Source organism: Ruminococcus sp. 1001136sp1_2201st1_G3_2201SCRN_220225 (genome assembly GCF_040924365.1).
In the GTDB taxonomy this organism is placed as follows: Bacteria; Bacillota; Clostridia; order Lachnospirales; family Lachnospiraceae; genus Blautia_A; species Blautia_A faecis.
The window spans coordinates 51,901-73,648 of the sequence record NZ_JBCOME010000003.1 but is presented as its reverse complement, the minus strand read 5'-3'; the positions used below and the strand labels follow the sequence as shown (position 1 = coordinate 73,648).

Annotated in this window: 14 protein-coding genes; all 14 read left to right on the top strand. The window is 45.3% G+C overall.

The genetic code is table 11. From position 1 onward, the window contains the following. Nucleotides 1–7: 7 nt before the first annotated feature. The 14 genes from AB5642_RS02075 (at nucleotide 8) to AB5642_RS02010 (ending at nucleotide 21,745) form a co-directional block, all read left to right on the top strand. Nucleotides 8–2,896, top strand: coding sequence for a tetratricopeptide repeat protein (locus AB5642_RS02075; protein ID WP_237925607.1), 2,889 nt, complete (start codon nucleotides 8–10; stop codon nucleotides 2,894–2,896). Nucleotides 2,897–3,008: 112 nt separating this feature from the next. Next, nucleotides 3,009–3,833 (top strand): ATP-dependent sacrificial sulfur transferase LarE, encoded by an 825-nt coding sequence (gene larE / locus AB5642_RS02070; protein WP_173735966.1) that lies wholly within the window; start codon nucleotides 3,009–3,011, stop codon nucleotides 3,831–3,833. Nucleotides 3,834–4,177: 344 nt separating this feature from the next. Then, entirely contained in the window at nucleotides 4,178–6,073 is a 1,896-nt protein-coding gene (locus AB5642_RS02065) for a leucine-rich repeat domain-containing protein (RefSeq protein ID WP_195391810.1), read from the top strand. A gap of 320 nt (nucleotides 6,074–6,393) precedes the next feature. Continuing rightward, nucleotides 6,394–6,765 (top strand): hypothetical protein, encoded by a 372-nt coding sequence (locus AB5642_RS02060; protein WP_173770582.1) that lies wholly within the window; start codon nucleotides 6,394–6,396, stop codon nucleotides 6,763–6,765. Next, nucleotides 6,755–9,604: an ATP-binding protein gene (locus AB5642_RS02055; RefSeq protein WP_195391809.1), complete on the top strand. Its 2,850-nt coding sequence runs from the start codon at nucleotides 6,755–6,757 to the stop codon at nucleotides 9,602–9,604. Before AB5642_RS02060 ends, AB5642_RS02055 begins: the two co-directional genes overlap by 11 nt. Before the next feature lie 117 nt (nucleotides 9,605–9,721). Beyond that, a complete protein-coding gene (locus tag AB5642_RS02050; protein WP_195391808.1) occupies nucleotides 9,722–12,157 on the top strand; it encodes a glycoside hydrolase family 3 C-terminal domain-containing protein in 2,436 nt (811 codons plus the stop codon). A gap of 13 nt (nucleotides 12,158–12,170) precedes the next feature. Beyond that, a complete protein-coding gene (locus AB5642_RS02045) occupies nucleotides 12,171–12,674 on the top strand; it encodes a GtrA family protein (protein WP_118577927.1) in 504 nt (167 codons plus the stop codon). 81 nt (nucleotides 12,675–12,755) lie between these two features. Then, nucleotides 12,756–12,917 carry a DUF6783 domain-containing protein gene (locus tag AB5642_RS02040; protein WP_306467751.1) on the top strand — a complete coding sequence of 54 codons (162 nt, stop codon included), beginning with the start codon at nucleotides 12,756–12,758 and terminating at the stop codon, nucleotides 12,915–12,917. A gap of 95 nt (nucleotides 12,918–13,012) precedes the next feature. Further along, a complete protein-coding gene (locus tag AB5642_RS02035) occupies nucleotides 13,013–14,407 on the top strand; it encodes a S1C family serine protease (protein ID WP_148461379.1) in 1,395 nt (464 codons plus the stop codon). A 281-nt stretch (nucleotides 14,408–14,688) separates the two neighbouring features. Then, nucleotides 14,689–15,417, top strand: a complete 729-nt coding sequence (locus tag AB5642_RS02030) for an HAD family hydrolase (protein WP_173718020.1) — start codon at nucleotides 14,689–14,691, stop codon at nucleotides 15,415–15,417. Between the two features lie 3 nt (nucleotides 15,418–15,420). Further along, nucleotides 15,421–17,433, top strand: coding sequence for a diguanylate cyclase (locus AB5642_RS02025; RefSeq protein ID WP_173718021.1), 2,013 nt, complete (start codon nucleotides 15,421–15,423; stop codon nucleotides 17,431–17,433). Nucleotides 17,434–17,554: 121 nt separating this feature from the next. Continuing rightward, a complete protein-coding gene (locus AB5642_RS02020; protein WP_173718022.1) occupies nucleotides 17,555–19,141 on the top strand; it encodes a sensor histidine kinase in 1,587 nt (528 codons plus the stop codon). Then, a complete protein-coding gene (locus tag AB5642_RS02015; RefSeq protein ID WP_173716786.1) occupies nucleotides 19,138–20,166 on the top strand; it encodes an ABC transporter substrate-binding protein in 1,029 nt (342 codons plus the stop codon). The genes AB5642_RS02020 and AB5642_RS02015 overlap by 4 nt, the downstream gene beginning before the upstream one ends. Then, nucleotides 20,141–21,745: a response regulator gene (locus AB5642_RS02010; protein WP_173770587.1), complete on the top strand. Its 1,605-nt coding sequence runs from the start codon at nucleotides 20,141–20,143 to the stop codon at nucleotides 21,743–21,745. Before AB5642_RS02015 ends, AB5642_RS02010 begins: the two co-directional genes overlap by 26 nt. The last annotated feature ends 3 nt before the right edge of the window (nucleotides 21,746–21,748 follow it).

Here is a 21,748-nt window from a genome sequence, read left to right as displayed (position 1 = left end):
ACGTGACATGAAAAAAGATGAGCAGGCAAATGTGTTGCTTTCGCTGAAAAACTTATATCGGTTGTTTACCGTGAAAGATTATCCGGTCTATTCTACCGGAATTCTAGGAGAAAAAAGTAAAAAGGGTCTGACCCTGGTCAAATTCTGGGACGAATGTCTTCTCTATGAGTGGAAAAGTACGAAACACGGAAAAATGATTTTTCGAAAGAGCGGAAGCCAGAACCGGTATCACTCGGAATTCTGTAACCGTAAGGAAAGCTTTCCCTTGTATGAGGTTTATATGCAGGAGATACTGGAAGGTCTGAATGCGGAGACATTTGGCAGTCAGGTACTGATTTTTGAAAAATTCCTGAAAGAGAAAAATTATAACCATTCTGTGTTTGTACAGAAGCTGAGAAAATTTCTGGGCATGGTCATGGAGTCAGATCCATGGCTGTCCCAAGAGTGTGGGGAAAAGCTGATCTTCTGGATCGATTATATAGAGAAAAAACAGAAGGATTTTTCCCAGTCCTTTGGGGATGCCTGGCTGTTTACCCTGCTTAGTCTGCACGCGATGGCGGGGCCGGAAATATCCGGGGCAAAAATGAAACTGGTAAGAAACCGTGAAGACTTAAAGCCGGAATATATCTGGAGCTGTATTTATCAGGAATCCGGGGAAACCAGGCAGAGCTTTCTCACCCTGCGAAACTGTGAATTGTTCCGGAAATCTGTGAAAGCCAGCCATTTCTTTGGCAGAGAAGAAGAGTTATATGACTTGAAAGAGATGTTCTTCAATTCCGGAAAGTATCTGATTTCCGGAATTGGAGGAATTGGAAAAACAGAACTCATGCGTCAGCTTGTGAGCTGGATGGAGCAGGAAGAAGTAAAGTGCCGGATCGCAGCTGTTCAGTATGAGGAGAATCTGGCGGCCAGTTTTTCCAGAAGTTTTCTGAATCTTACTGGTGAGAGCGTGGAAGAAAGATTTCACGAAAGTATCTATCATCTGTCAGAAGAGCATCAGGAAAAAACAGTGCTTTTTCTGGATAATATGAACCATACGGAAGAGGAAGATCCTTACCTGTCAGAACTGAAAGATCTGCCGTGCACTATATTTGTTACTTCACGTCAGAAACATCTGGATGGGTTTACTACATTTGGCATAAAGACACCGCAAAAAAGTGCCTTAAGTTTGATTTTTCGTGACAATTACAACAAAATACTTTCCAGAGAGGAAAAAGACCGGCTGAGTCGTTTGCTGGAAAAAGAGATTTTTCAGCATCCTCTGACATTGAAGCTTCTTGGAAAAGCGGGGACCTACTATTTTGGTAATTGGGATTATCTGGAAGAAGAGCTGCAGAATAACTGGAATGATGTTGCAGAAGAGTCCGGACTCATTGATATGTACCGTGGGCTGTACAAACTGGCTGATATTGGAGAAACCGGAAGCCAGCTGGCGAGGATGTTCGCGCTTCTGCCGTATCAGGAAATTGACCGGAATTTTACTGTGATGTTTTTCCAGGGATTTTTGAAGAAAAACGAAACTCTGGGAGAGGCGCTTGGCAGACTGGTGAAATTCGGCTGGCTGGAAGATACGGGAAATGGTTACCGTATGCATCCTGTAATTGCAGAGAGTCTGTGTACAAAGGATTTTTCAGAAGCTGAGTTTCAGCCATTCTGGGAACGGGCACAGAAGTGCTTTTTCCCGAAACAGGCATCGAAAGACGAGGATCCTCGTATGGAGGAAATTGCGTGGCTTGTCTTCCAGGGAATTTCCAGAGTACAGGGAGCGGTCAGTGGCCAGCTTGTGGCACTGGCGGCAGAGGCTGCCCGATATCTGGAGCTGCCGGTTCCTATGTGCGGGAAAATCCAGAAACTGGAAAAAAGATGTGCACAGATTTCCAATGAGACGAAGTTTATGGTAGCGTGTCTGACAGAGACAAAACCTGAACAAAACGAAGAATATATAGAACTCTTCCGCGAACAGCTGAAAAAGAGAACGCTATCATCGGAATGGATGTTGTTTGCTATAAGTGATTTTTGCAATAGGCTGGAGCAAAGCAGTAATTATGAGTGTTACCGGGAGATCTGTGATTTAATTTTTCAACAGAAGGATAATATTGATTATAAAATTGGATATGCGCTTTTGCAGACGAATATGCAGATATTGAAGCTTAATGTGAAAAAGGCTGAAATGTGGGCAGAACGTGGAATCCTCATGTGTGTACAATGGGGGCATAGCCAGAGAATACTGGATTTTCTTTATCAAAAAGCAGAATGTCATATGTTTCTTCAGGAAAAAGAAAAGCTGGCAGATTGTCTGGAAAAAATAGAGCAGATACAACAGATACAAAGAAAGCGTCAGGGTGAGAGTGAGTATGCAATATGGCAGCTTCGTGGTCAGCTTGCAGCTATGGATCAGAATATGGAAGAAGCCGCCTATTGTATGGAACAAGCAACGGACAGGTGCAAAATGTACTGTGGTGAGAAAAATCAGATGTATTCTGCCATGTCAGAGGAACTGGCACGAATGTACAATGCCGCCGGACGAAGGGAAGAGTCGTTGGCATGTCATCTTGCGGTTCGCAATCAGCTGCTTAAGAATGGCTATCGTGAGGGTTCTATGCTTCTGATGGTGGACAACAATATGAGTGTAGTCTACCTGGACCTGGGAAGACCGGAAGAAGCGATCCCATATCTGACAGAGGCGCTGGAGCTTACGAAGGAAAATGGACTTGTAGGTTCGGCAGTTGCAGAGCCTACCTGGAATCTGGCACGCGTTTACCGTGCACTTGGAGATGAAGAAAAAGAAGATATATATCTGAAAGCCGCCGTGGAAGGCTTCCGGGAATGCTACCCACCGGAACATCCCAAGCGGATCGCAGCTGAACAGAGACTGAAAGAACACCAGGGGGAATGAACCTGGCGTTTAAGTTAAGGATGATGAAGAAAATCACAATTAATCCCATTGACATACTAGGATAATTCGTAGTAACATAAATAGCAACATATTGCCGTGGGAGGATAATCATATGAGCGAAATCACTGCAACCAAAGAGCAGCAGAATAAATACGAAGCTTTAAAAGAATACTTACGCAGTCTGGGAAGTGTGGCTGTGGCTTTTTCAAGCGGGGTGGACTCCACGTTTCTTTTGAAAACAGCACACGATGTGCTGGGGGATAAATGTATCGCGATTACTGCCATGTCCTGTTCTTTCCCGAAGAGAGAACTGGAGGAGGCGAAAGCCTTCTGTGAGAAGGAAGGAATCCGACACATTACAGTAGAGTCTGAAGAATTGGAAATTGAGGGCTTCTGCCAGAATCCTGCCAATCGTTGCTATATCTGTAAGAAAGAGTTATTTGAGAAAATTTGGGACATTGCCAGAAAAGAGGGGCTGAATGCAGTGGCAGAAGGCTCCAATATGGACGACAACGGCGATTACAGACCTGGTTTACAGGCTGTTGCAGAGCTTGGAGTTAAGAGCCCGCTGCGCCATAGCGAATTATATAAAGAAGACATCCGCGCCCTGTCCAAAGACCTTGACCTTCCCACCTGGGAGAAACAGTCCTTCGCCTGTCTTTCTTCCCGTTTTGTGTACGGCGAGACCATCACGAAGGAGAAACTTGGCATGGTAGATAAGGCAGAGCAGCTTCTTCTGGATCTGGGATTTCATCAGCTACGTGTGCGTATTCATGGTACACTGGCACGAATTGAAGTACTGCCAGATGAACTCCAGAAAGTCCTGGAGAACCGCAACCAGATCGTGAAAGCCTTCAAAGAATATGGCTTTACATACGTGACCATGGATCTCCAGGGATACCGCATGGGAAGTATGAATGAAACATTGAAGAAATAGTTTTGGTTTACGTTGTGAACGGTAGGCTTGTAATGTATAAAAGTTGTGCATTGCTATAATTATGAGACCAAACTTTTGGACAGAGATGAAAGATTCTCTGTCTTTTTTTGATATTATCGTCTATACTATGCTGTTAGTTAATTGTTTTAAATGCGGTTTTACGCTATCATTAAATTAATCGTCTGACAAATTTTGGGAGGGAGTATGCTGCTGGCTCATTTGCAGAATAGCAGGTTATCCATTTTGGGGAAGTGTTTAGTGTTATACAGCAGATATTAATGGAAAAATCTTTGCCTCTGGAGTGTGTTTGAAAAGACGAAAAAAAGAATAGCGAGGTAAAGCGTATGAGAAACAGACGACTGGCACTGGCCGCAGCATTGCTGCTGGCAATCACAAGTGCAGACGGAGCAGCACTGGCAGTAAGTGGAGCTGATTTTTCTTCTGAGGAAGTAGCAGAAGCAGTATTTGACGAAGTGGAGAATGAGGGTCTGGATAATCAGGATGAGGTTCAGGAACAGGTTCAGACTCCGGAGATGGATCAGGCGGAGGATCAGCCGTCAGAGGATTCATTCTCAGATGCGTCTGGCATGGAAGCAGCTGCAGAATGGCAGAATGAGGAAGCGGCAACAGCAGACGAAGCCCTGGTTTTTTCAGATGGAGAAGACACAGGAATTACCTATACCTTGTCTGATGATGGGAAACTGGTAATTTCCGGAACTGGAAGCATAGCAGATGATGCATTTGCTGGCAACACTAAGATAACAAGTGTGGTTATCTCAGAAGGAGTGACCGGCATTGGTTCCGGCGCATTTACTGGCTGCACCAATCTGACAAGTGTGACAATTCCAGAAGGCGTAACCGTCATAGATGGTATGACCTTTGGCAATTGCACCAGTCTGACAAGCGTAACCATTCCGGGAACGGTAACCTCTATAGAAGTTCAGGCATTCTGGAAGTGCAGCAGTTTGACAAGCATAACTATTCCTGCAAGCGTAACGAGCATTGGAAGCGGTGTATTTCAGGGGTGTACCAGTCTGACAAGTGTAAAGCTTTCAGAGGGCCTGACCAGAATTGGAGATCAGACTTTTGGCAGATGTAATGCGTTAGAAACCATAGAAATCCCGGCAAGTTTGACATCTATAGGAAATGATGCGTTTAAAAACTGTGCCAAGCTGAGAAGTATCCGCTGCTATGCAAATAGCAGCACGTGGCAGCCCAGATACATTTGTGATTCAAATACAACCGTATATTACAGCTACAATCCGAACCATACTCATTCCTACAAGTCACATGTGATAAAAATGAGTGGCTGTACCTATTCAGGATCCGAAGAAGAAATCTGTGAATTTTGCGGTGATTACTATACGAAAGAAACACCGGCACTTGGTCATGACTGGAACCGTGGGGAAACAACAGAAGATGCTTCCTGTGAAAGTGACGGAGAAAAAACTTATACCTGCAGAAGATGTGGTGACAAAAAGAAAGAGACAATTCCGGCAACCGGACATAGCTGGGTAAGGTCATGGCATGAAGATGCAACCTGTACAGATGACGGAGTCGATGAATACACCTGCAGATATTGCGATACGGAAAAGAGAACTACAATAAAAGCAACCGGACATAAATTTTCTGCATGGGCAGTAACCCAGGAAGCAACTGTGGATGAGGAAGAAGTCCAGACACGTACCTGCAGTGCATGCGGCGAGCAGGAAACAAAAATTACCCGGGACAGACTGCAGCCAACAATGAAATTGAATCAGTCCAGTATTGTGCTGAAGACCAGACAGAAGACGAAGTGTCTGAAAGTAACCGGGCTTGCAAAGGGAGATTTCATTTCCACCTGGAGTACTGATAACTGGAGTATTGCAGATGTATCTGTTAGTTCAGATGGAACCTGTAACATTACCGCCGGTAAAACTACAGGCAAAACCCGTATTCACATATACCTGAACAGCGGATATGAAAAGTCTGTTACCGTAAAAGTCCAGAAAAGCGCTGTAAAAACCACAAAGATTACAGGTGTGCCGAAAACACTGAAATTAAAGAAAAATCAGAAATATTCCCTGAAACCGGTTTTAAAGCCAGTAACAAGCAAAGAAAAAATCACCTACAAATCCAGCTCCTCCAAGGTAGTAAAGGTGGATTCCAAGGGCAGAATTACTGCAAAGAAAAAAGGAACAGCCGTAATTACGGTGAAAGCAGGGAAGAAAACAGTTAAGTGTAAGGTGACTGTGAAATAACGTATATTTTGAAAGGACAGGAATGAAATATTTTCTGTCCTTTTTCATGAATATTTATTGATTCTTTTTCTCACATTTCCTATAATAAGCCTATGCGTTATAAATTTACCCATGTGACATGTAAAAACGCTGGAAAGGATATTGTATTCCGTAGAAGTCAGCGATGCATTTTACTTGTTGCAGGGGCTTTTTGTTTTGAAGATTTGGAATTTCAAACACGCTCTGGTCTGCCATGTCAGCCGGTCTTTGGACAGTGCTGCAGGCAGAAGTATATATTGAGTTAAGCTGCGGCATCAGGTGCCGTGAGGGAGTAAAAGAGTATGAAGAAAAAATGTGTGGCAATGATGTTAATCGCAATAATGACCGCATCTTTAGCTGGTTGTGGAAGCAGCAAGGACGGAAGCGGTAAATCTGTAAAGCTGGATTCGGATCACCCGGTGTCCCTGACGATCTGGCATTATTACAACGGTGCCCAACAGGCAATGTTTGACACCCTTGTAAAGGAATTTAACGCCTCCGTTGGAAAAGAGGAGGGTATCTACGTGGAGAGCTACAGTCAGGGTTCCGTATCCGACCTTGAGGAAGCAGTCAACAGCTCTTTGAACGGAGAAGTAGGAGCAGAAGAACTGCCGGATATTTTTTCTTCCTATTCTGATACTGCTTACGCAGTACAGCAGAAATGTGCCGTATGAAGATACGCAGTGGGCATTGTGCGGTTTTGTTACAGAGGATTCTGTGTATGGATTGATTTCCGATGTTTATGAGAGAATTCTGGGAGCGATTCTGGGAAGTGCCCTGATGGCGGTTATTCTGGTTTATTTTCTTGTCCAGTATGCGACGGAACCGGTTTACCATCTGGTGGAGAGTGTACGAGGCGGAGTGAAGGGAATTCACGGTTTTCAGGAGTCAGGTATTCAGGAGCTTGATGAGCTCCATAAAGTGATAGAGAATCTGACGGATACCCAGATGCAGACAGAGAATCAGCTTCTGGAGGAAAAGGAGCGCTATCGGATTGCGGTAGAAAGTTCCCAGGATGCCTTTTTTACCTACAAATGTAAGGAAAAACTGCTGGAAATAGTTAACAGTAAAGGCAATGACGGTGTATGGGACTGCGGAAAGCATCCGGAATTTCTTGATAATGACAGTATCCATCCGGCAGATAAGGCAAAGCTGGTGAACGCAGTAAAAAGCTCAGACGGCGTTCTGGATGTTGACTTTCGTCTGCAGCATGCCAATGGAGAATTTCAGTGGGTAAATCTATCCGGAAGCATTACTTTTGATGAGAATAAAGAGCGCAGCAGGGTCGTTGGCTGTATTCACAATGTGCATCAGCACAAGCTTCTGGAGCAGGCGCAGAAAAGAAAGCAGATTTATGACTCCATTACATCTTTTTACCGCCTTGGAAGCGGACTGGAAGTTGTGGAAACACTGTGTCGGGATGACCCGGAAGGAGTACTGGTACTTCTGGAAATCCAGCAGTTTTCCAAAATCGATGAGCGCTATGGCCTGATCTTCGGAGATATTATCCTGGAGCAGTTTGCCGGTCTGCTGGCGAAGCGCTTCCAGGAGGACGGTTTAAACGGTGGTATTTATATCAGGGCTGGTGCAGACCAGATGCTGGTATGGCTGCCGGTATGTACGACCGGACCGATCGTGAGAAGTGTGCAGGGACTGGAAAAGGAGTTTGGGGCGCTTACAGATGAGAAGCATCTGTCCCTTTCCCTGAAATGTGGAATCGCAGTTACAGGCAGCAGAAATTCGCTGTCTGAGGCACTTGAACAGACGAAGACTGCTCTTACAGCTGCACGTCATGGAAAGCAGGAAATTATATTCTATGAGGAGCTTTCAACTGAGGAAAAAGCCTGTGCTGTTGATGTGGCATTTGCGGAGGTGGCTTCTCTGGAACGTCTGAAGGAAATGACACTTTCCTCTATAGCTCTGAACCTGTTTGACAGAGATGGTGATACTTCTGTGGTTCTGGATATTCTGGCGTTGAAGCTGCAGGAGAAATACCATCTGACAGACATTGTGATCACCCATTTCAATGGGGAATATATGGTAAATAACCTGCTGTACTGCTGGAAAACCTGGGAGAAAAAGGATGGCTGGGACGGTATGGTCCACTGTTCTGAGAAGCAATATCAGCACTTTGTGGAGACCCAGGAAATGCAGCAGCTTCTGACCTCCGGGGAAAGCATACGGAAAGAGCCGCTGATTCAGCCTTTTGCTTCGGGCAGAAACGATATTGTATTCCATATGACAGACAACGGACAGTATTCCGGAAGTATTGTATTCCAGGACATTGACCAGGATGTTCTGGAGAAAAAAGAAGAGTGCAAGTGTCTGGAAGAAATCAGTGCAATTATTCAGAACCGGTTGAACCTGGAGCGTCACGATCTTTCAGCTAAGGCGAAATCGGATTTCCTGGCCCGTATGTCTCATGAGATCCGTACTCCTATGAACGGTATTATAGGTATGACGGAGATTGCATTGAAAGATGGACAGACTGAGGAGCGGCGGATCGACTGTCTGAGAAAAATCGAGTACTCCTCGGAATATCTGCTTGGACTTATCAACGATATTCTGGATATGTCCAAGATTGAGAGCGGAAAGATGAGGCTGATCGAAGAAAAATGCAATCTCATGGAGATGATACAGGGACTTCGTCCTTTGCTGGAAGCGAAGCTGAACGAAAATAACATTCAGTATATAGCAGATATCCAGCTGAAAAACCATTGGTTTATGGCAGATTCCCTGCGGCTGAACCAGGTTCTGGTAAATCTTCTGGGAAATGCGCTGAAGTATTCCAGACCAGATGGACATGTGTGGCTGACCGTTCGCGAGACAGAAGAAGAGAAAGGCTTTTCCAATCTGTATTTTCAGGTCAGGGATGATGGAATTGGAATTGCACCTGAGAAACAGCAGCTTATTTTCCGGCAGTTTGAGCAGGCGGATAATTCTGAAAATGCAAGAAAACAGGGCACTGGTCTTGGTCTTGCCATCAGCAGAAGAATTGTGCGGATGATGGATTCCGATATTAAGTTGGAAAGTGAGCCTGGTAAGGGAAGCAGCTTCAGCTTTAACGTGAAGCTTCAGCCGGTAAGCGGAGAGAAGACTACGGTCACCAGCCAGCCGGAGGAGATCAGCTTCCCGGGAAAAAGAATCCTGGTGGTTGAGGATAATGAGCTGAATATGGAAATTATCTGTACGATTCTTGAAAATTACGGAATTAAAACCGAGCAGGCAGTTAACGGAAAAGAAGCTGTGCGGCGCATGGAAGAATCCGTTCCCGGATATTACGATATGATCTTTATGGATATTATGATGCCGGAAATGGACGGACTGGAAGCAACCCGGACCATCCGGAATCTGGATCGTGAGGATTGCAAAAAGATTCCGATTTACGCAATGAGCGCCAACGCTTTCGACGAGGATGTGAAACGTTCCCTGGCAAGCGGTATGAACGGACATCTTTCCAAGCCTGTGAATCTGCAGGTGCTGGAGAAAACGCTGCAGAAAGTGCTGGGATAAAAATAAATGGTTTTTTAATGCATCTTGTGCAATATATTGACAGTTTGTGATAACCCCGTCTTTTACAGACGGGGTTATGTTATATTTATGGCAATATAGAAGGGAGCGATCACAAGCATGAAATATCAGAATATCATAGATAACATGACCCTGAAGGAAAAAGCCGCATTCCTCAGCGGAAAAAGCGAGTGGCAGACAAGAGATTTCCCGCGTCTGGATATCCCGGCGATTTTCTGTTCAGACGGACCGAATGGTGTGCGTAAACAGGCTGGAGCAGGAGATCATCTGGGAATCAATCCAGCAGTACCGGCAACCTGTTTTCCTACAGCGGCAGCTATGGCAAACAGCTGGGATGAAGAGCTGGAGCAGAGGGTAGGCGTTGCCCTTGGTGAAGAATCCATGGAAGAAGACGTAAACGTTCTTCTTGGACCTGGACTGAACATTAAGAGAAATCCTCTCTGTGGACGTAACTTCGAGTATTTTTCCGAGGATCCCTATCTTTCCGGAAAAATGGCAGCTGCTTTTATCCGCGGTGTGCAGAGCACAGGAGCAGCAGCCTGCGCAAAACATTTCGCTGTAAACAGCCAGGAGCTTCGCCGTATGGCAATGAACGCAGTGGTAGATGAGAGAACTCTCCGTGAGATCTACCTCACCGGTTTTGAGATTGCCATCAAAGAGGGTGGCGCGAAAACGGTTATGAGCAGCTACAACGAGGTAAACGGTGTTTACGCCAACGAAAACGAGCATCTGCTGAAAGACATTCTCCGTGACGAGTGGGGCTTCGAAGGCTCTGTTATCACTGACTGGGGTGCTTCTAACGACCATTCTCTCGGTGTAAAGAACGGTTCTACCCTGGAAATGCCGACTCCGGGACTTGATGCAGCGAGAGAGCTTCTTGCCAGCGTAGAAAGCGGCAAGATCAGCGAGAAGGACATTGACGAGCGCGTAGACGAGCTTCTTGATCTGGTACTTACCACCACCGAGAATGCAAAGCATTATAAAAAAGTGGCAGACAAGAAAGCCCTTCATGAGGAGCACCACAAGCTGGCACGTCTTGCCTGCGAGAACAGTGCAGTTCTTCTGAAAAATGAGGACGGAATCCTTCCGGTTGGAGCGAAGGTTCAGGCAGCCATAATCGGTGACTTCGCTTTTGACCCAAGATACCAGGGCGCAGGTTCTTCCATGGTAAATTCCACAAAAGTAGATTCCATCAAGGACATGCTGGAGACCAGCGGAATCTCTGTGACTGGAATTGTACGCGGTTATCAGCGCGATGGCAAGGAAGACGAAGCTATGAAAAAAGAGGCCGTAGATCTTGCCCGCCGTTCTGATGTGGTTCTGTTTTTCTTCGGATTGAACGAGAAAAGCGAGACAGAAGGTCTTGACCGCAAGCATCTCCGCATTCCGCAGAACCAGATCAACCTGATCCAGGAGCTGGCAAAAGCCAACGCAAACATGATTGGTATCATCAGTGCAGGTTCTGTTATTGAAATGCCATGGCACCATCATTTCAAAGCCCTGCTTCACACCGCTCTCATGGGTCAGGCAGGTGCAGGTGCAGTGCTTGATATTCTTTCCGGTAAAGTCAACCCATCCGGAAAGCTTGCTGAAACTTACATTAAGAAATATGAGGATACTCCTTCTTACAATTACTATCCGTCACAGGAGCGGAACTCTGAGTACAGAGAGGGAATTTACGTAGGATACCGCTACTTCGACACCGCAGGTGTGCCGGTAAACTATCCATTTGGATATGGTCTTTCCTACACTACATTTGAATATGACAATCTTCAGGTGAAGCCGGATGGGGCGACGTTTACCCTTCGCAACACCGGAAAGTATGATGGTGCAGAGATTGCCCAGCTTTATGTAGGACTTCCGGGAGCAAAAGTTTTCCGCCCGGTCAAGGAACTGAAAGGTTTTTCCAAGGTGTTCTTAAAGGCAGGCGAGGAGAAAACCGTTACCATTAAGTTCGACGACAAGACATTCCGTTACTGGAATATGAAGACAAATAAATGGGAAGTAGAAGGCGGCGTTTACAGCATTATGATCGGTGCAAGCTGTGCGGATATCCGTCTTCAGGATTCTCTTGCCATTATCGGAACCACTGAGGTAATGCCATACTATACTAACCGCGTTTCTTCTTACGTGGAGGGAAAAATCCAGCAGATCGGAAATGAGGAGTACGAGACGATCCTGGGACATTCCATTCCGGACGGAAGCTGGAGCGGCGAGCTTGGCATGAACGATGCCCTTTGCCAGATGTATTACGCGAAGAACGGAATTGCCCGCTTCATCTGTAAGAAGCTGGGTGAAAAGCTGAAAAAGAGCGAGGCAGCGGGAATTCCGGATCTGAACACCCTGTTCCAGTACAACATGCCATTCCGTGCAATCGCCAAGATGACAGGCGGTATGGTTTCCATGGAAATGGTAGAGGGACTTCTAAAGGTTGTAAACGGTCATTTCAGCGGACTTGGAAAAGTAATCAGCGGATTTTTCAGAAACCAGAAGCTGAACAAGCAGTATGAGAAAGATCTGGAAGAGCAGAAATAGGAGGAGTATCATTATGGGAAAAATCAAACAGTTAATCGAAGATCACCCGAATATCTGGGAATTTATTAAATTTAACGTATTATCCAACTGTGCAACTATTACAAACTTCATTATCATGTGGCTGTGTACCGGTTTTATTTTCAAAAGCTTTGCAAATACACCATTTAAGTTTCTGGTGTTCAATTACGCAGATAATATCGAGTCCAATCTTGGTTTATGTGGATTTTTAAGCTTTTTGGTTGCAACTGCAGCAGCTCAGACCGTAAACTTCTTTGTACAGAAGAATCTGGTTTTCAAATCCAATGCAGCGTTTGAGAAGGCTGTACCGAAATACATTGTACTTGCAGTTGTGCTGGTGCTTGTATCCGCAGCACTTCCGGCTTACAGCCAGAGCTTTTTCGTAAACATCGGTATTTCCGAAGCACTTGCACCTACACTCGCAAATGTTCTGAACATTCTGGTTCAGGTAGTTCTCAGCTACCCGACCATGAAATTCTGGATCATGCCGAACAAATAAAGATGATTGTTCTTTACCCGGATTGCCTTGCAGTCCGGGTTTTTTAATGCTAGAGCGTGTTTGAAAAAGGCTTTCTGCAAGATGTGCGTCACAATTTGTGGGAGATTTCGCTCGGATGAGGGCGCCGTAGCGGGCTACGGCAACCGAATTCGGGTGAAATCTCCCGCAAAGTGGGGCGTGCAGATTGCGGGAATGATTTTTCAAACACGCTCTAATATTAAAAGGCGGAATTTAACAATTTAAACACATTTTTCCCACAAAGAGAACACAAATTGTCTATATACTGTGAACTATCAAATGAAAAGAACATAAAGGAGTTTCTAAAGGAGGCTTTTATCATGAAGAATAGAAATGAAGAATTAAAGAGAAAACTTAAAAAGGCAGCAAGCATTAGTCTTTGCGCAGTACTGGCAGGCGGCCTTGCAGCAGGGACATATACAGGAGTTAACTATCTGACAGGCTATGAGCAGAACGTACAGGCAGCAAGCGAAGGTAAAGTTGAGCTGCTGAAATCCGAGAAGAAATCGGATGATTCCCAGGATGACAGCAAAGATGAGAGTACAGCAAAGGGTAGCCTTGATGTATCTGATATTGTAGAAGAGGCAATGCCAAGTATCGTTTCCATTACAACCAAATCTGTAGAAGAGGTTCAGAACTACTACGGAATGTTTGGTCAGTACGGTGCTTACTCTCCTGAGCAGAGAGAAGTACAGGGAAGCGGTTCCGGTATTATCATTGGTAAGAACGATTCCGAGCTTCTGATCGCAACCAACTATCATGTAGTAGAAGGTGCGGAGACTTTATCTGTTGGCTTCTGTGACAGCACAGCATGTGAGGCTAAGGTAAAAGGTTATGACAGCGAGAGGGATCTTGCAGTTGTAGCAGTTTCCCTGGATGATATTGACAGCGATACAATGGATGCCATTACGATTGCAACTATCGGTAATTCCGATGACCTGAAGGTTGGTGCACAGGTTGTTGCAATTGGTAACGCACTTGGTTATGGTCAGTCCGTAACAACCGGTATTGTAAGCGCCAAGAACCGTCAGCTGAATTCTGATGATACAGTCGGCGATTATGACAGCGACAGCAATTCCGCTACAAACCTGATCCAGACAGATGCAGCAATCAACCCAGGCAACAGCGGTGGTGCTCTTCTGAACATGAACGGTGAGGTTGTTGGTATCAACTCTGCAAAGCTTGCTTCCACAGCGGTTGAGGGTATCGGTTATGCAATTGCAATTTCTGATGTAACAGATACGCTGGAGAGCCTGATGAATGAGGAGACCAGAGATAAAGTTGATAACCACGGTGTTCTGGGAATCACAGTTCGGAGTGTTGACAGTGCAGTAAGTGAAGCATACGGTGTTCCGGAAGGCGTTCTTGTAAGAGACGTAACAGAAGGCGGTGCAGCTGATGAGGCTGGTATTGAAGCAAAATCCATCATTACAAAATTTGCAGGCAAGGTTGTTACAACCAAGGAACAGCTGGTTGATTTCCTTTCCTACTACGAGCCTGGTGAGGATGTAGAGCTTACCATTGAGGTTCCGGATGGAAAAGGTTACAAAGAAGAGACAGTAACTGTAACTCTTGGCGAGAACACAAATACACAGAGTACGGATTCCAAGGACAACGGTGACGGTCAGGGAAGCAGCCAGGATGATAATCTTCTGGAAGACTGGGAGAATAACGAAGGCGGCTCAGGTCTCCAGTACGGCGAGGGCTGGAATTAAAAAGCTTCGGAAATGTGAATAAAATAAATAATAGAATGAGAGAGGTTCATCTGTAAAAAAGGTGAACCTCTTTTTTCGGGCAAAATTTCCCACAAAGCGAGGCGTGCCGATTGAGAAACTGATTTTTCAAACATACTATGCTTTGAAATAGTTAGAAAACACATAGAAAATTGAATAACAGATTGCGTAACCTACCTTAAAAAGGTATAATTATTTTATTGTCGGCAGACTGCGGCATAATATTTTTAAGAATTATACGAACAAGGAAAAGAGTCAGTAAAATGAACAACGAAAGATTTCTGGTTTTCGATATAGATGATACCTTATATAGCCAGATGGAGCCGTTGCTTACAGCCTGTGAGTTCAGTCTGGGCAGGAAGCTTCCGGATCCGGAGCTGTTTTACCGGATCTTCGGGAAAAGAAGCGCTGAAATGTTTCTGTTCAGCGAGAGTGGACAGGTTTCCATTCATGAATCCCGGATTTACAGAATTGAAAATACTATGAAAGACCTTGGAATTCCCTTTACCAGAGAGCAGGCAGAGCTCTTCCAGAAGAGATATAAAGAGAATCAGTCCCATCTTCATGTTTCAGGGGTAATGACACAACTGCTGGACGAATGCGAAGCTGCCGGAGTGAAAATGGGTGTGATCACTAACGGACCTTTTTCCCATCAGGTTCAGAAGTTTCACACATTGGGACTTGATAAATGGTTTACAGAGGATCAGCTGATCGTGTCTGCAGGTGTGGGCGTGGCCAAGCCGGATGTGCAGATTTTCCGCATGGCAGAAGAAAAATGGGGAATGAAGCCGGAGAATACTTTTATGATCGGGGATTCTCTGGAGAATGACATTGCAGGTGCAAAAAATGCCGGATGGAAGACCATCTGGATGAACCATCACCGTTATACGGTTCCGGAAGGTATGGAAAAACCAGATTATATTGCATATACAGAGGAAGAGTTGAGAAAGCTTATTGTCCAAATATGCTTTACAACGAAGAAGGATGGATAAAGTATGGTATCAGATTACAAAATCACCATGGAGCAGGCAGAATACGAGATGGTCTGTTACCGTAAGGTTTTTAACTTTGTAAGGCTTCTTGACCAGGATAAACTGGAGAAATTGAATGCAGAAGGTCTGTTGGCAGCAGAGGGCGGACAGACAAAAAAGGCAGATTTGTGCATAGGGCATTTTTGCCAGGGATGTGTGGCAATGGAAGCCTTTTTACGGAAGGCAGAGCTGTGCAAGCTGGAATTTATTGGAGATGACATTTATCAGATCATGGCTAAATATCTGGAAATTGACGGTAATCCTTATGTAATGGAGCTTTTGAAGAAAATGGATAAAAGCAGCCTGATCGACCGGAAAGATTATGAGCGCCTGATCAGCAGCCTTACCGGATATAACGAGAGACTGTATCAGGATGTTCTTACGAAGGCATACAACAGACGTTATTATGAAGAAGAATTGAAGTCCCAGATGGGACCGGCTGGAATTGCCATGATCGATCTGGACGATTTTAAGCTTTATAACGACACATATGGACATAATGTCGGGGATATGGCACTGACTGTTGTTGCAGAAACCATATGCAAGCATATCCGTAAGGATGATATTCTGATCCGCTATGGTGGGGATGAGTTTCTTCTGGTGTTTCCTGGAGTAACGGAAGTGAAATTTGCCGGAAGACTGCAGGAAATCCATGATAAGATCCATCTGGCTGCTGTGCCGGGATATGCAGGGATTCAGCTTTCTGTGAGCATTGGAGGTACAATTGCCGGGGCAGATGAAACAATCGGAAGTGTGGTAGGAAGAGCTGACCGTTTTATGTACCAGGCGAAAACCCGTAAGAATCTGGTGGTAACCGAGTCTAATGAGATAAAAGATGGAAATGCAGACGGCGCAGAGGTTAATCGTGATGAGCTGAAACAGCAGATTCTGATCGTGGATGATGCTGAGCTGAACCGTGATATTCTTGCGGAGATTCTGCACCATGATTTTAAGACTATGGAAGTAAGCAGTGGGGAGGAATGTCTCTCCGTGCTTCGGGAGTATGGTGCAGGAATCTCACTGGTGTTGCTTGATATTGTAATGCCTGGCATGGACGGCTTTGCAGTTCTTGAGGAGATGAACCGGAACCATTGGATCGAGGATATTCCGGTCATCATGATCTCCAGTGAGGAGACAGAATCATATATACGCCGGGCGTATGAAATGGGAGTTTCAGACTATATCAGCCGCCCGTTTGATGCCAAGGTTGTTTACCGGCGTGTATATAATACTATTAAATTATACGCAAAACAGAGGCGCCTAATCACACTTGTAACGGATCAAATTCGAGAAAAAGAAAAAAATAGTCAAATTTTGATAGATATTCTCAGCCATATCGTAGAATTTCGTAATGGAGAGAGTGGTCAGCACGTTCAGCACATAAAGATGTTGACCGGATTTCTGCTGGACAGACTGATGCAGAAAACAGACAAATATGATCTAAAATGGTCTGACCAGTACATGATCACAATTGCATCTGCCCTTCACGATATTGGTAAAGTGGGAATCGACGAGAAGATTTTGAATAAACCAGGCAGACTGACAAATGAAGAGTTTGAGGAAATGAAGAAGCATACCCTGATCGGTGCTTCCATGCTGAAGAGCCTGGGTGTTTATCAGAATGAAGAGCTTGTGAAGGTGGCTTACCAGATCTGCAGATGGCACCATGAGCGCTACGATGGCAAGGGTTATCCAGATGGTCTGAAGGGGGAAGAAATTCCGATTGCAGCTCAGGTGGTTTCTGTTGCAGATGTATATGATGCACTGACAAGCGAGCGTGTTTATAAGAAAGCATTTTCCCATGAGAAGGCTATGGAGATGATCCTGGCCGGTGAGTGCGGAACCTTCAATCCGCTGCTGCTGGAGTGCTTGCAGGATATTCAGGGCCGTATCCAGGAGGAAATGAAGCGGGCAGAAGAGCAGCCTATGCTTGTACAGAATTCTTATGTGGGGAAGATGATCGAGACGGTGCAGTAGGCAAGGCTTATTATAATGTAATATATTGAGGTATTGTTCGACGAATTATTTTGGGTAAAAATCGCGAACAGCAGCATTTGCAGGTCGGGGGACCTGCGGGAGTGGGGGTAAGTTTTACTTTATGAAAAAGAAAATTCTTACACTGGCGGCAGTGGTAACACTGCCGTTTATTCTTCTTGTGATGTATCTTCTTGCCTCGATGGCAAGTTACAGCAATACTTATGATGAGATCGTAAGCAACATGACTGTAGCGAATAATTACAATCTGAATTTCAAGGAAGAGATGGACGAGAGCCTGTATAAGCTGGTTGTTGGCTACGTCACTCTGGATACCATCGAAACAGACAAAAGTCTTAAGAATCCATATACTTTAATAGATGAATTACGCAGCGAATTTACCAGACTGACAGCCATTACCACAGAATCTGAGAGCAAGCTGTGGCTGGAGAGTCTTCTTCGCAATATTGATACCCTGGAAAAAAGGGTGGACGATATTGTGGACAGTATTTCTGCCGGGGGCAGATACAATGAGAATATTGAGAAGCTGGACAATAATATTTACATTCTGACGGAACTGATCCAGGATGATATCCAGTATTATATCTATTATCAGACACGTTATATGGACAAGGTCACAGATACCCTGCAGGATCAGATCGGGCGGTTTATGGTGGTGTGCAGTGTGCTGATCGGCGTGCTGATCATTGTGGTTGCAGTCAGTGCGGTGATGATCGTTTCCGGTATTATACAGCCCATCAGTCAGCTGAACCAGGCTACGGAGAAGATTGCCCAGGGTGATTTCAATGCCAGAGCCCAGGCGGATTCCGATGATGAGGTGGCTGAGCTTGCAGTGAGCTTTAACAAAATGGCAGGAAGCATGCAGTCTCTGATCGATAAGGTGAAGGAAGACGAGCGGAAAATGCGAAAAGCAGATCTGCGCCTTCTTCAGGAGCAGATTCAGCCTCATTTTCTTTATAATACGCTGGACACCATTGTGTGGCTGATCGAGTCCAATGAGCCGGACGAAGCGGTGACCATGGTTGTTACACTGTCGGACTTTTTCCGTGAAATCCTCAGCAAAGGGAAGGAATTTATTTCCATTAAGGAAGAAGAAAAACACATCAGCAGTTACCTCCAGATTCAGGAGATGCGTTATCGGGATATTCTGGAATATGACATTCAGCTGGATCAGGTGATTTATAAATATCAGATTCTGAAACTGACCCTTCAGCCAGTGGTGGAGAATGCACTTTACCATGGAATCAAATATAAACGTGCCAAAGGCTGTATTCACATTCACGGGGAAAAAGAGGGCGATATTATCCGTCTGACTGTCCGGGATGATGGTGTGGGCATGGATGAGGAAGAGCTTGAACAGCTTCGCCAGCAGATCGAGAAGCCCTGCCAGGAGACGGAGAAGGGCTTTGGTCTGGCAAATGTAAATGAGCGTATCCACATGTATTTCGGACCGGAGTATGGAATGAAGATCCAGTCACAGAAGGGCAAGGGAACTACAGTGGAGATTGTGATCCCGGCTATTCTGGAAGCTCCGGTGGAGAAAACAGGGAATGATACAGCAAAAGCGGTTGATGTCAGCAACAGCGTGAATTCTGACGCAAATAAAAAAATAGAAAATAATCCGAAACAGCAGAATGACAATAAGATAATTGAGGGTGGACAGCCACAGCAGGAGGAGACAGGCGTATGAGACAGTTTATAAGAAAAAATATCTGGGCTGTGGCGCCGGTTGTGCTTGTGCTTATGGCACTGGCCCTTCTGGGAAGCCCTTTGAGCAGTAAAGTGCAGGAAACTCCTGCGGAGGACGATAATCTGATCGTAGTAGGTGTTGCCCAGGTGGGAAGCGAATCTGTATGGCGAAGTGCCCACACGCAGTCCATTCAGGACGCTTTCACCAGGGCAAACGGCTACATGCTGATTTTTGACAATGCCAGACAGAAGCAGGCCAATCAGATCAAGGCCATCCGAAGCTTTATTTCCCAGCAGGTGGATTATATCGTACTTTCTCCTATTGAGGAATCTGGCTGGGACACTGTGCTTCAGGAGGCGAAGGATGCCGGGATTCCGGTAATTCTCATAGATCGTAAGGTTTCTGTGGATGATGACTCCCTCTATGCTTCCTGGGTTGGTTCCGATTTTGTCCGCGAAGGACAGGATGCCGGTTACTGGCTTGAGGATTACATGAAAAAGCAGGGCAGGGAAGATGACGAAGTTAACATTGTAGTGCTGAAAGGAACCAAAGGCGCCTCCGCCACCATCGGCAGAACCCGTGGGTTCAATGAAGTGGCAAAGGTGCAGCGCAATTGGAACATTTTGCAGCAGGTAGACGGAGAATTTACCACAGCAAAAGGAAAAGAAGAGATGGCAAGGCTTCTGGATCAGTATGAGGACATAGATGTGGTGGTTTCACAGAACGATGACATGACTTTTGGTGCTCTTGAAGCCATCAGAGAAGCAGGAAAAACTGCAGGAGTGAACGGCGATATTACGGTAATTTCCTTTGATGCGGTGGATGCGGGCGTGGAGCTGGTGAGAAATGGGGAGATCAACATTGATGTCCAGTGTAATCCTGACCAGGGAAAATACGTGGAGCAGATCATTCAGGATATGGAAGCTGGCAAAGAAATAGAGAAAGCATATTATGTTCCGGAGCGGGTGTATACCCAGGAGAACGTTGGGGAGGAAGAAAATGTTACGGAAGGTATTTCTGGTTGAAGATGAGACGGTGATCCGCGAAGGGCTCAGGGACAGGATTCCCTGGGATCAGTTCGGATACCGTTTTGTAGGAGAAGCAGCAGACGGGGAAATGGCTTTGCCCCTGATCCGTAAGACGAAGCCGGATGTATTGATCACGGATATTAAAATGCCTTTTATGGATGGGCTTTCCTTAAGTAAAATTGTGAGCAAAGAATTTCCGCGGATGAAGATTATTATTATCAGTGGTTATGATGATTTTGAATATGCGAGACAGGCAATTGAAGTTGGTGTTGACCAGTATCTTCTGAAGCCGGTTACCAGAATGAAGCTGAAAAATGTACTTCTTGAACTGAAAGATAAGATCGAGCAGGATCAGGAGCAGGAGGACTACCGCACCCAGTTCCAGAATGAGATCCAGGAGTATGAGCAGTTTTCCAGACGGCGTTTTATGGAGAAAATTCTGGAGGGCGAGCTGTCGGTTAAGGAGATTTATGATGAGGCAGAGCGTCAGTCCATAGAAATTACGGCAGCAGGATATAATCTGCTTTTCCTGTATTTACAGGAGAAAAATAAGGACAAGATGGCAGGTTTTCTTCGGAAACAGGATGAAGTGCTTCATTATTTTCTCCGCTATCCCCAGTATCTGCTTTTCCGCTGGAATGTAAACAGTTATGGAGTTCTGGTAAAGGGGGAATTGTCCCGGCTTCCAGAGCTGACAGATAATTGCGTGGAGTATGTGAAACGGGCCTGCGAAGGGGAAGAGCAGATGGACTGGTATGTGGCGGTAGGAAAACCAGTGGAGAGATTGAGCCTGCTTTCCCAGTGTTATCAGAGCGTGAATCATTATTTTGCATATCGTTTTATGGTGCCGGGGCTTCATGTGCTTACAGAAGAAACTTTGGAAAGTTATGTAAACTCGCAGGGGGAGAACCGGCTGGCAGCAGTGGATTCTTCACAGCTGAATCCTGAGATCATCAAGGATTTTCTCACAAAAGGAAGCAGTAGTGAGATCCAGGAGTTCGTTCAGGGATATCTGGGTGGAATGAGTAAGGCATTGGAGTCCAGAATGTTCCGGGATTATGTGGTGCTTCATATTCGGTTTACAACTATTATGTATCTGGAATCCATTGGTGTGGAAAAAGAGGGTTATACAGAACGGATTGAGGGAAAATATCAGGATACCAGCATCAAGGCATCACAGGTGGCAGGGTATTGTGTGGACATTCTTCAGAGTGCCATTGATATCAGGGATGAGAAGAATGAGTCTCAGGGCAACAGCGCCATGAGGAAAGTGCTGGATTATATTGATGAGAATTACTATAAAGAGACCATTTCCCTGAATGAAGTAGCGGATGCGGTAAATATGAGTGCCAACTATTTAAGCGCAATTTTCAGCCAGAATATGCAGAAGACGTTTGTAGAGTATATTACCTGCAAACGTGTTGACAGAGCGAAAAAACTCCTGCGCGAGACGGACAAGTCGTCCGGAGAGATCGCACAGGAGGTGGGATATAAGGATCCCCATTATTTCAGTTATGTGTTTAAGAAAAAATCCGGGTGCAGCCCAAGGGAATATCGGAGTAAGGGGACTGCATGATAT

What these genes read in the sequence shown, in the direction of transcription:
- AB5642_RS02075 (WP_237925607.1), top strand. Translation starts at nt 8, where the DNA reads ATGAAAAAAGATGAGCAGGCAAATGTGTTGCTTTCGCTGAAAAACTTA.
- larE (WP_173735966.1), top strand. Translation starts at nt 3,009, where the DNA reads ATGAGCGAAATCACTGCAACCAAAGAGCAGCAGAATAAATACGAAGCT.
- AB5642_RS02065 (WP_195391810.1), top strand. Translation starts at nt 4,178, where the DNA reads ATGAGAAACAGACGACTGGCACTGGCCGCAGCATTGCTGCTGGCAATC.
- AB5642_RS02060 (WP_173770582.1), top strand. Translation starts at nt 6,394, where the DNA reads ATGAAGAAAAAATGTGTGGCAATGATGTTAATCGCAATAATGACCGCA.
- AB5642_RS02050 (WP_195391808.1), top strand. Translation starts at nt 9,722, where the DNA reads ATGAAATATCAGAATATCATAGATAACATGACCCTGAAGGAAAAAGCC.
- AB5642_RS02045 (WP_118577927.1), top strand. Translation starts at nt 12,171, where the DNA reads ATGGGAAAAATCAAACAGTTAATCGAAGATCACCCGAATATCTGGGAA.
- AB5642_RS02040 (WP_306467751.1), top strand. Translation starts at nt 12,756, where the DNA reads ATGTGCGTCACAATTTGTGGGAGATTTCGCTCGGATGAGGGCGCCGTA.
- AB5642_RS02035 (WP_148461379.1), top strand. Translation starts at nt 13,013, where the DNA reads ATGAAGAATAGAAATGAAGAATTAAAGAGAAAACTTAAAAAGGCAGCA.
- AB5642_RS02030 (WP_173718020.1), top strand. Translation starts at nt 14,689, where the DNA reads ATGAACAACGAAAGATTTCTGGTTTTCGATATAGATGATACCTTATAT.
- AB5642_RS02025 (WP_173718021.1), top strand. Translation starts at nt 15,421, where the DNA reads ATGGTATCAGATTACAAAATCACCATGGAGCAGGCAGAATACGAGATG.
- AB5642_RS02020 (WP_173718022.1), top strand. Translation starts at nt 17,555, where the DNA reads ATGAAAAAGAAAATTCTTACACTGGCGGCAGTGGTAACACTGCCGTTT.
- AB5642_RS02015 (WP_173716786.1), top strand. Translation starts at nt 19,138, where the DNA reads ATGAGACAGTTTATAAGAAAAAATATCTGGGCTGTGGCGCCGGTTGTG.
- AB5642_RS02010 (WP_173770587.1), top strand. Translation starts at nt 20,141, where the DNA reads ATGTTACGGAAGGTATTTCTGGTTGAAGATGAGACGGTGATCCGCGAA.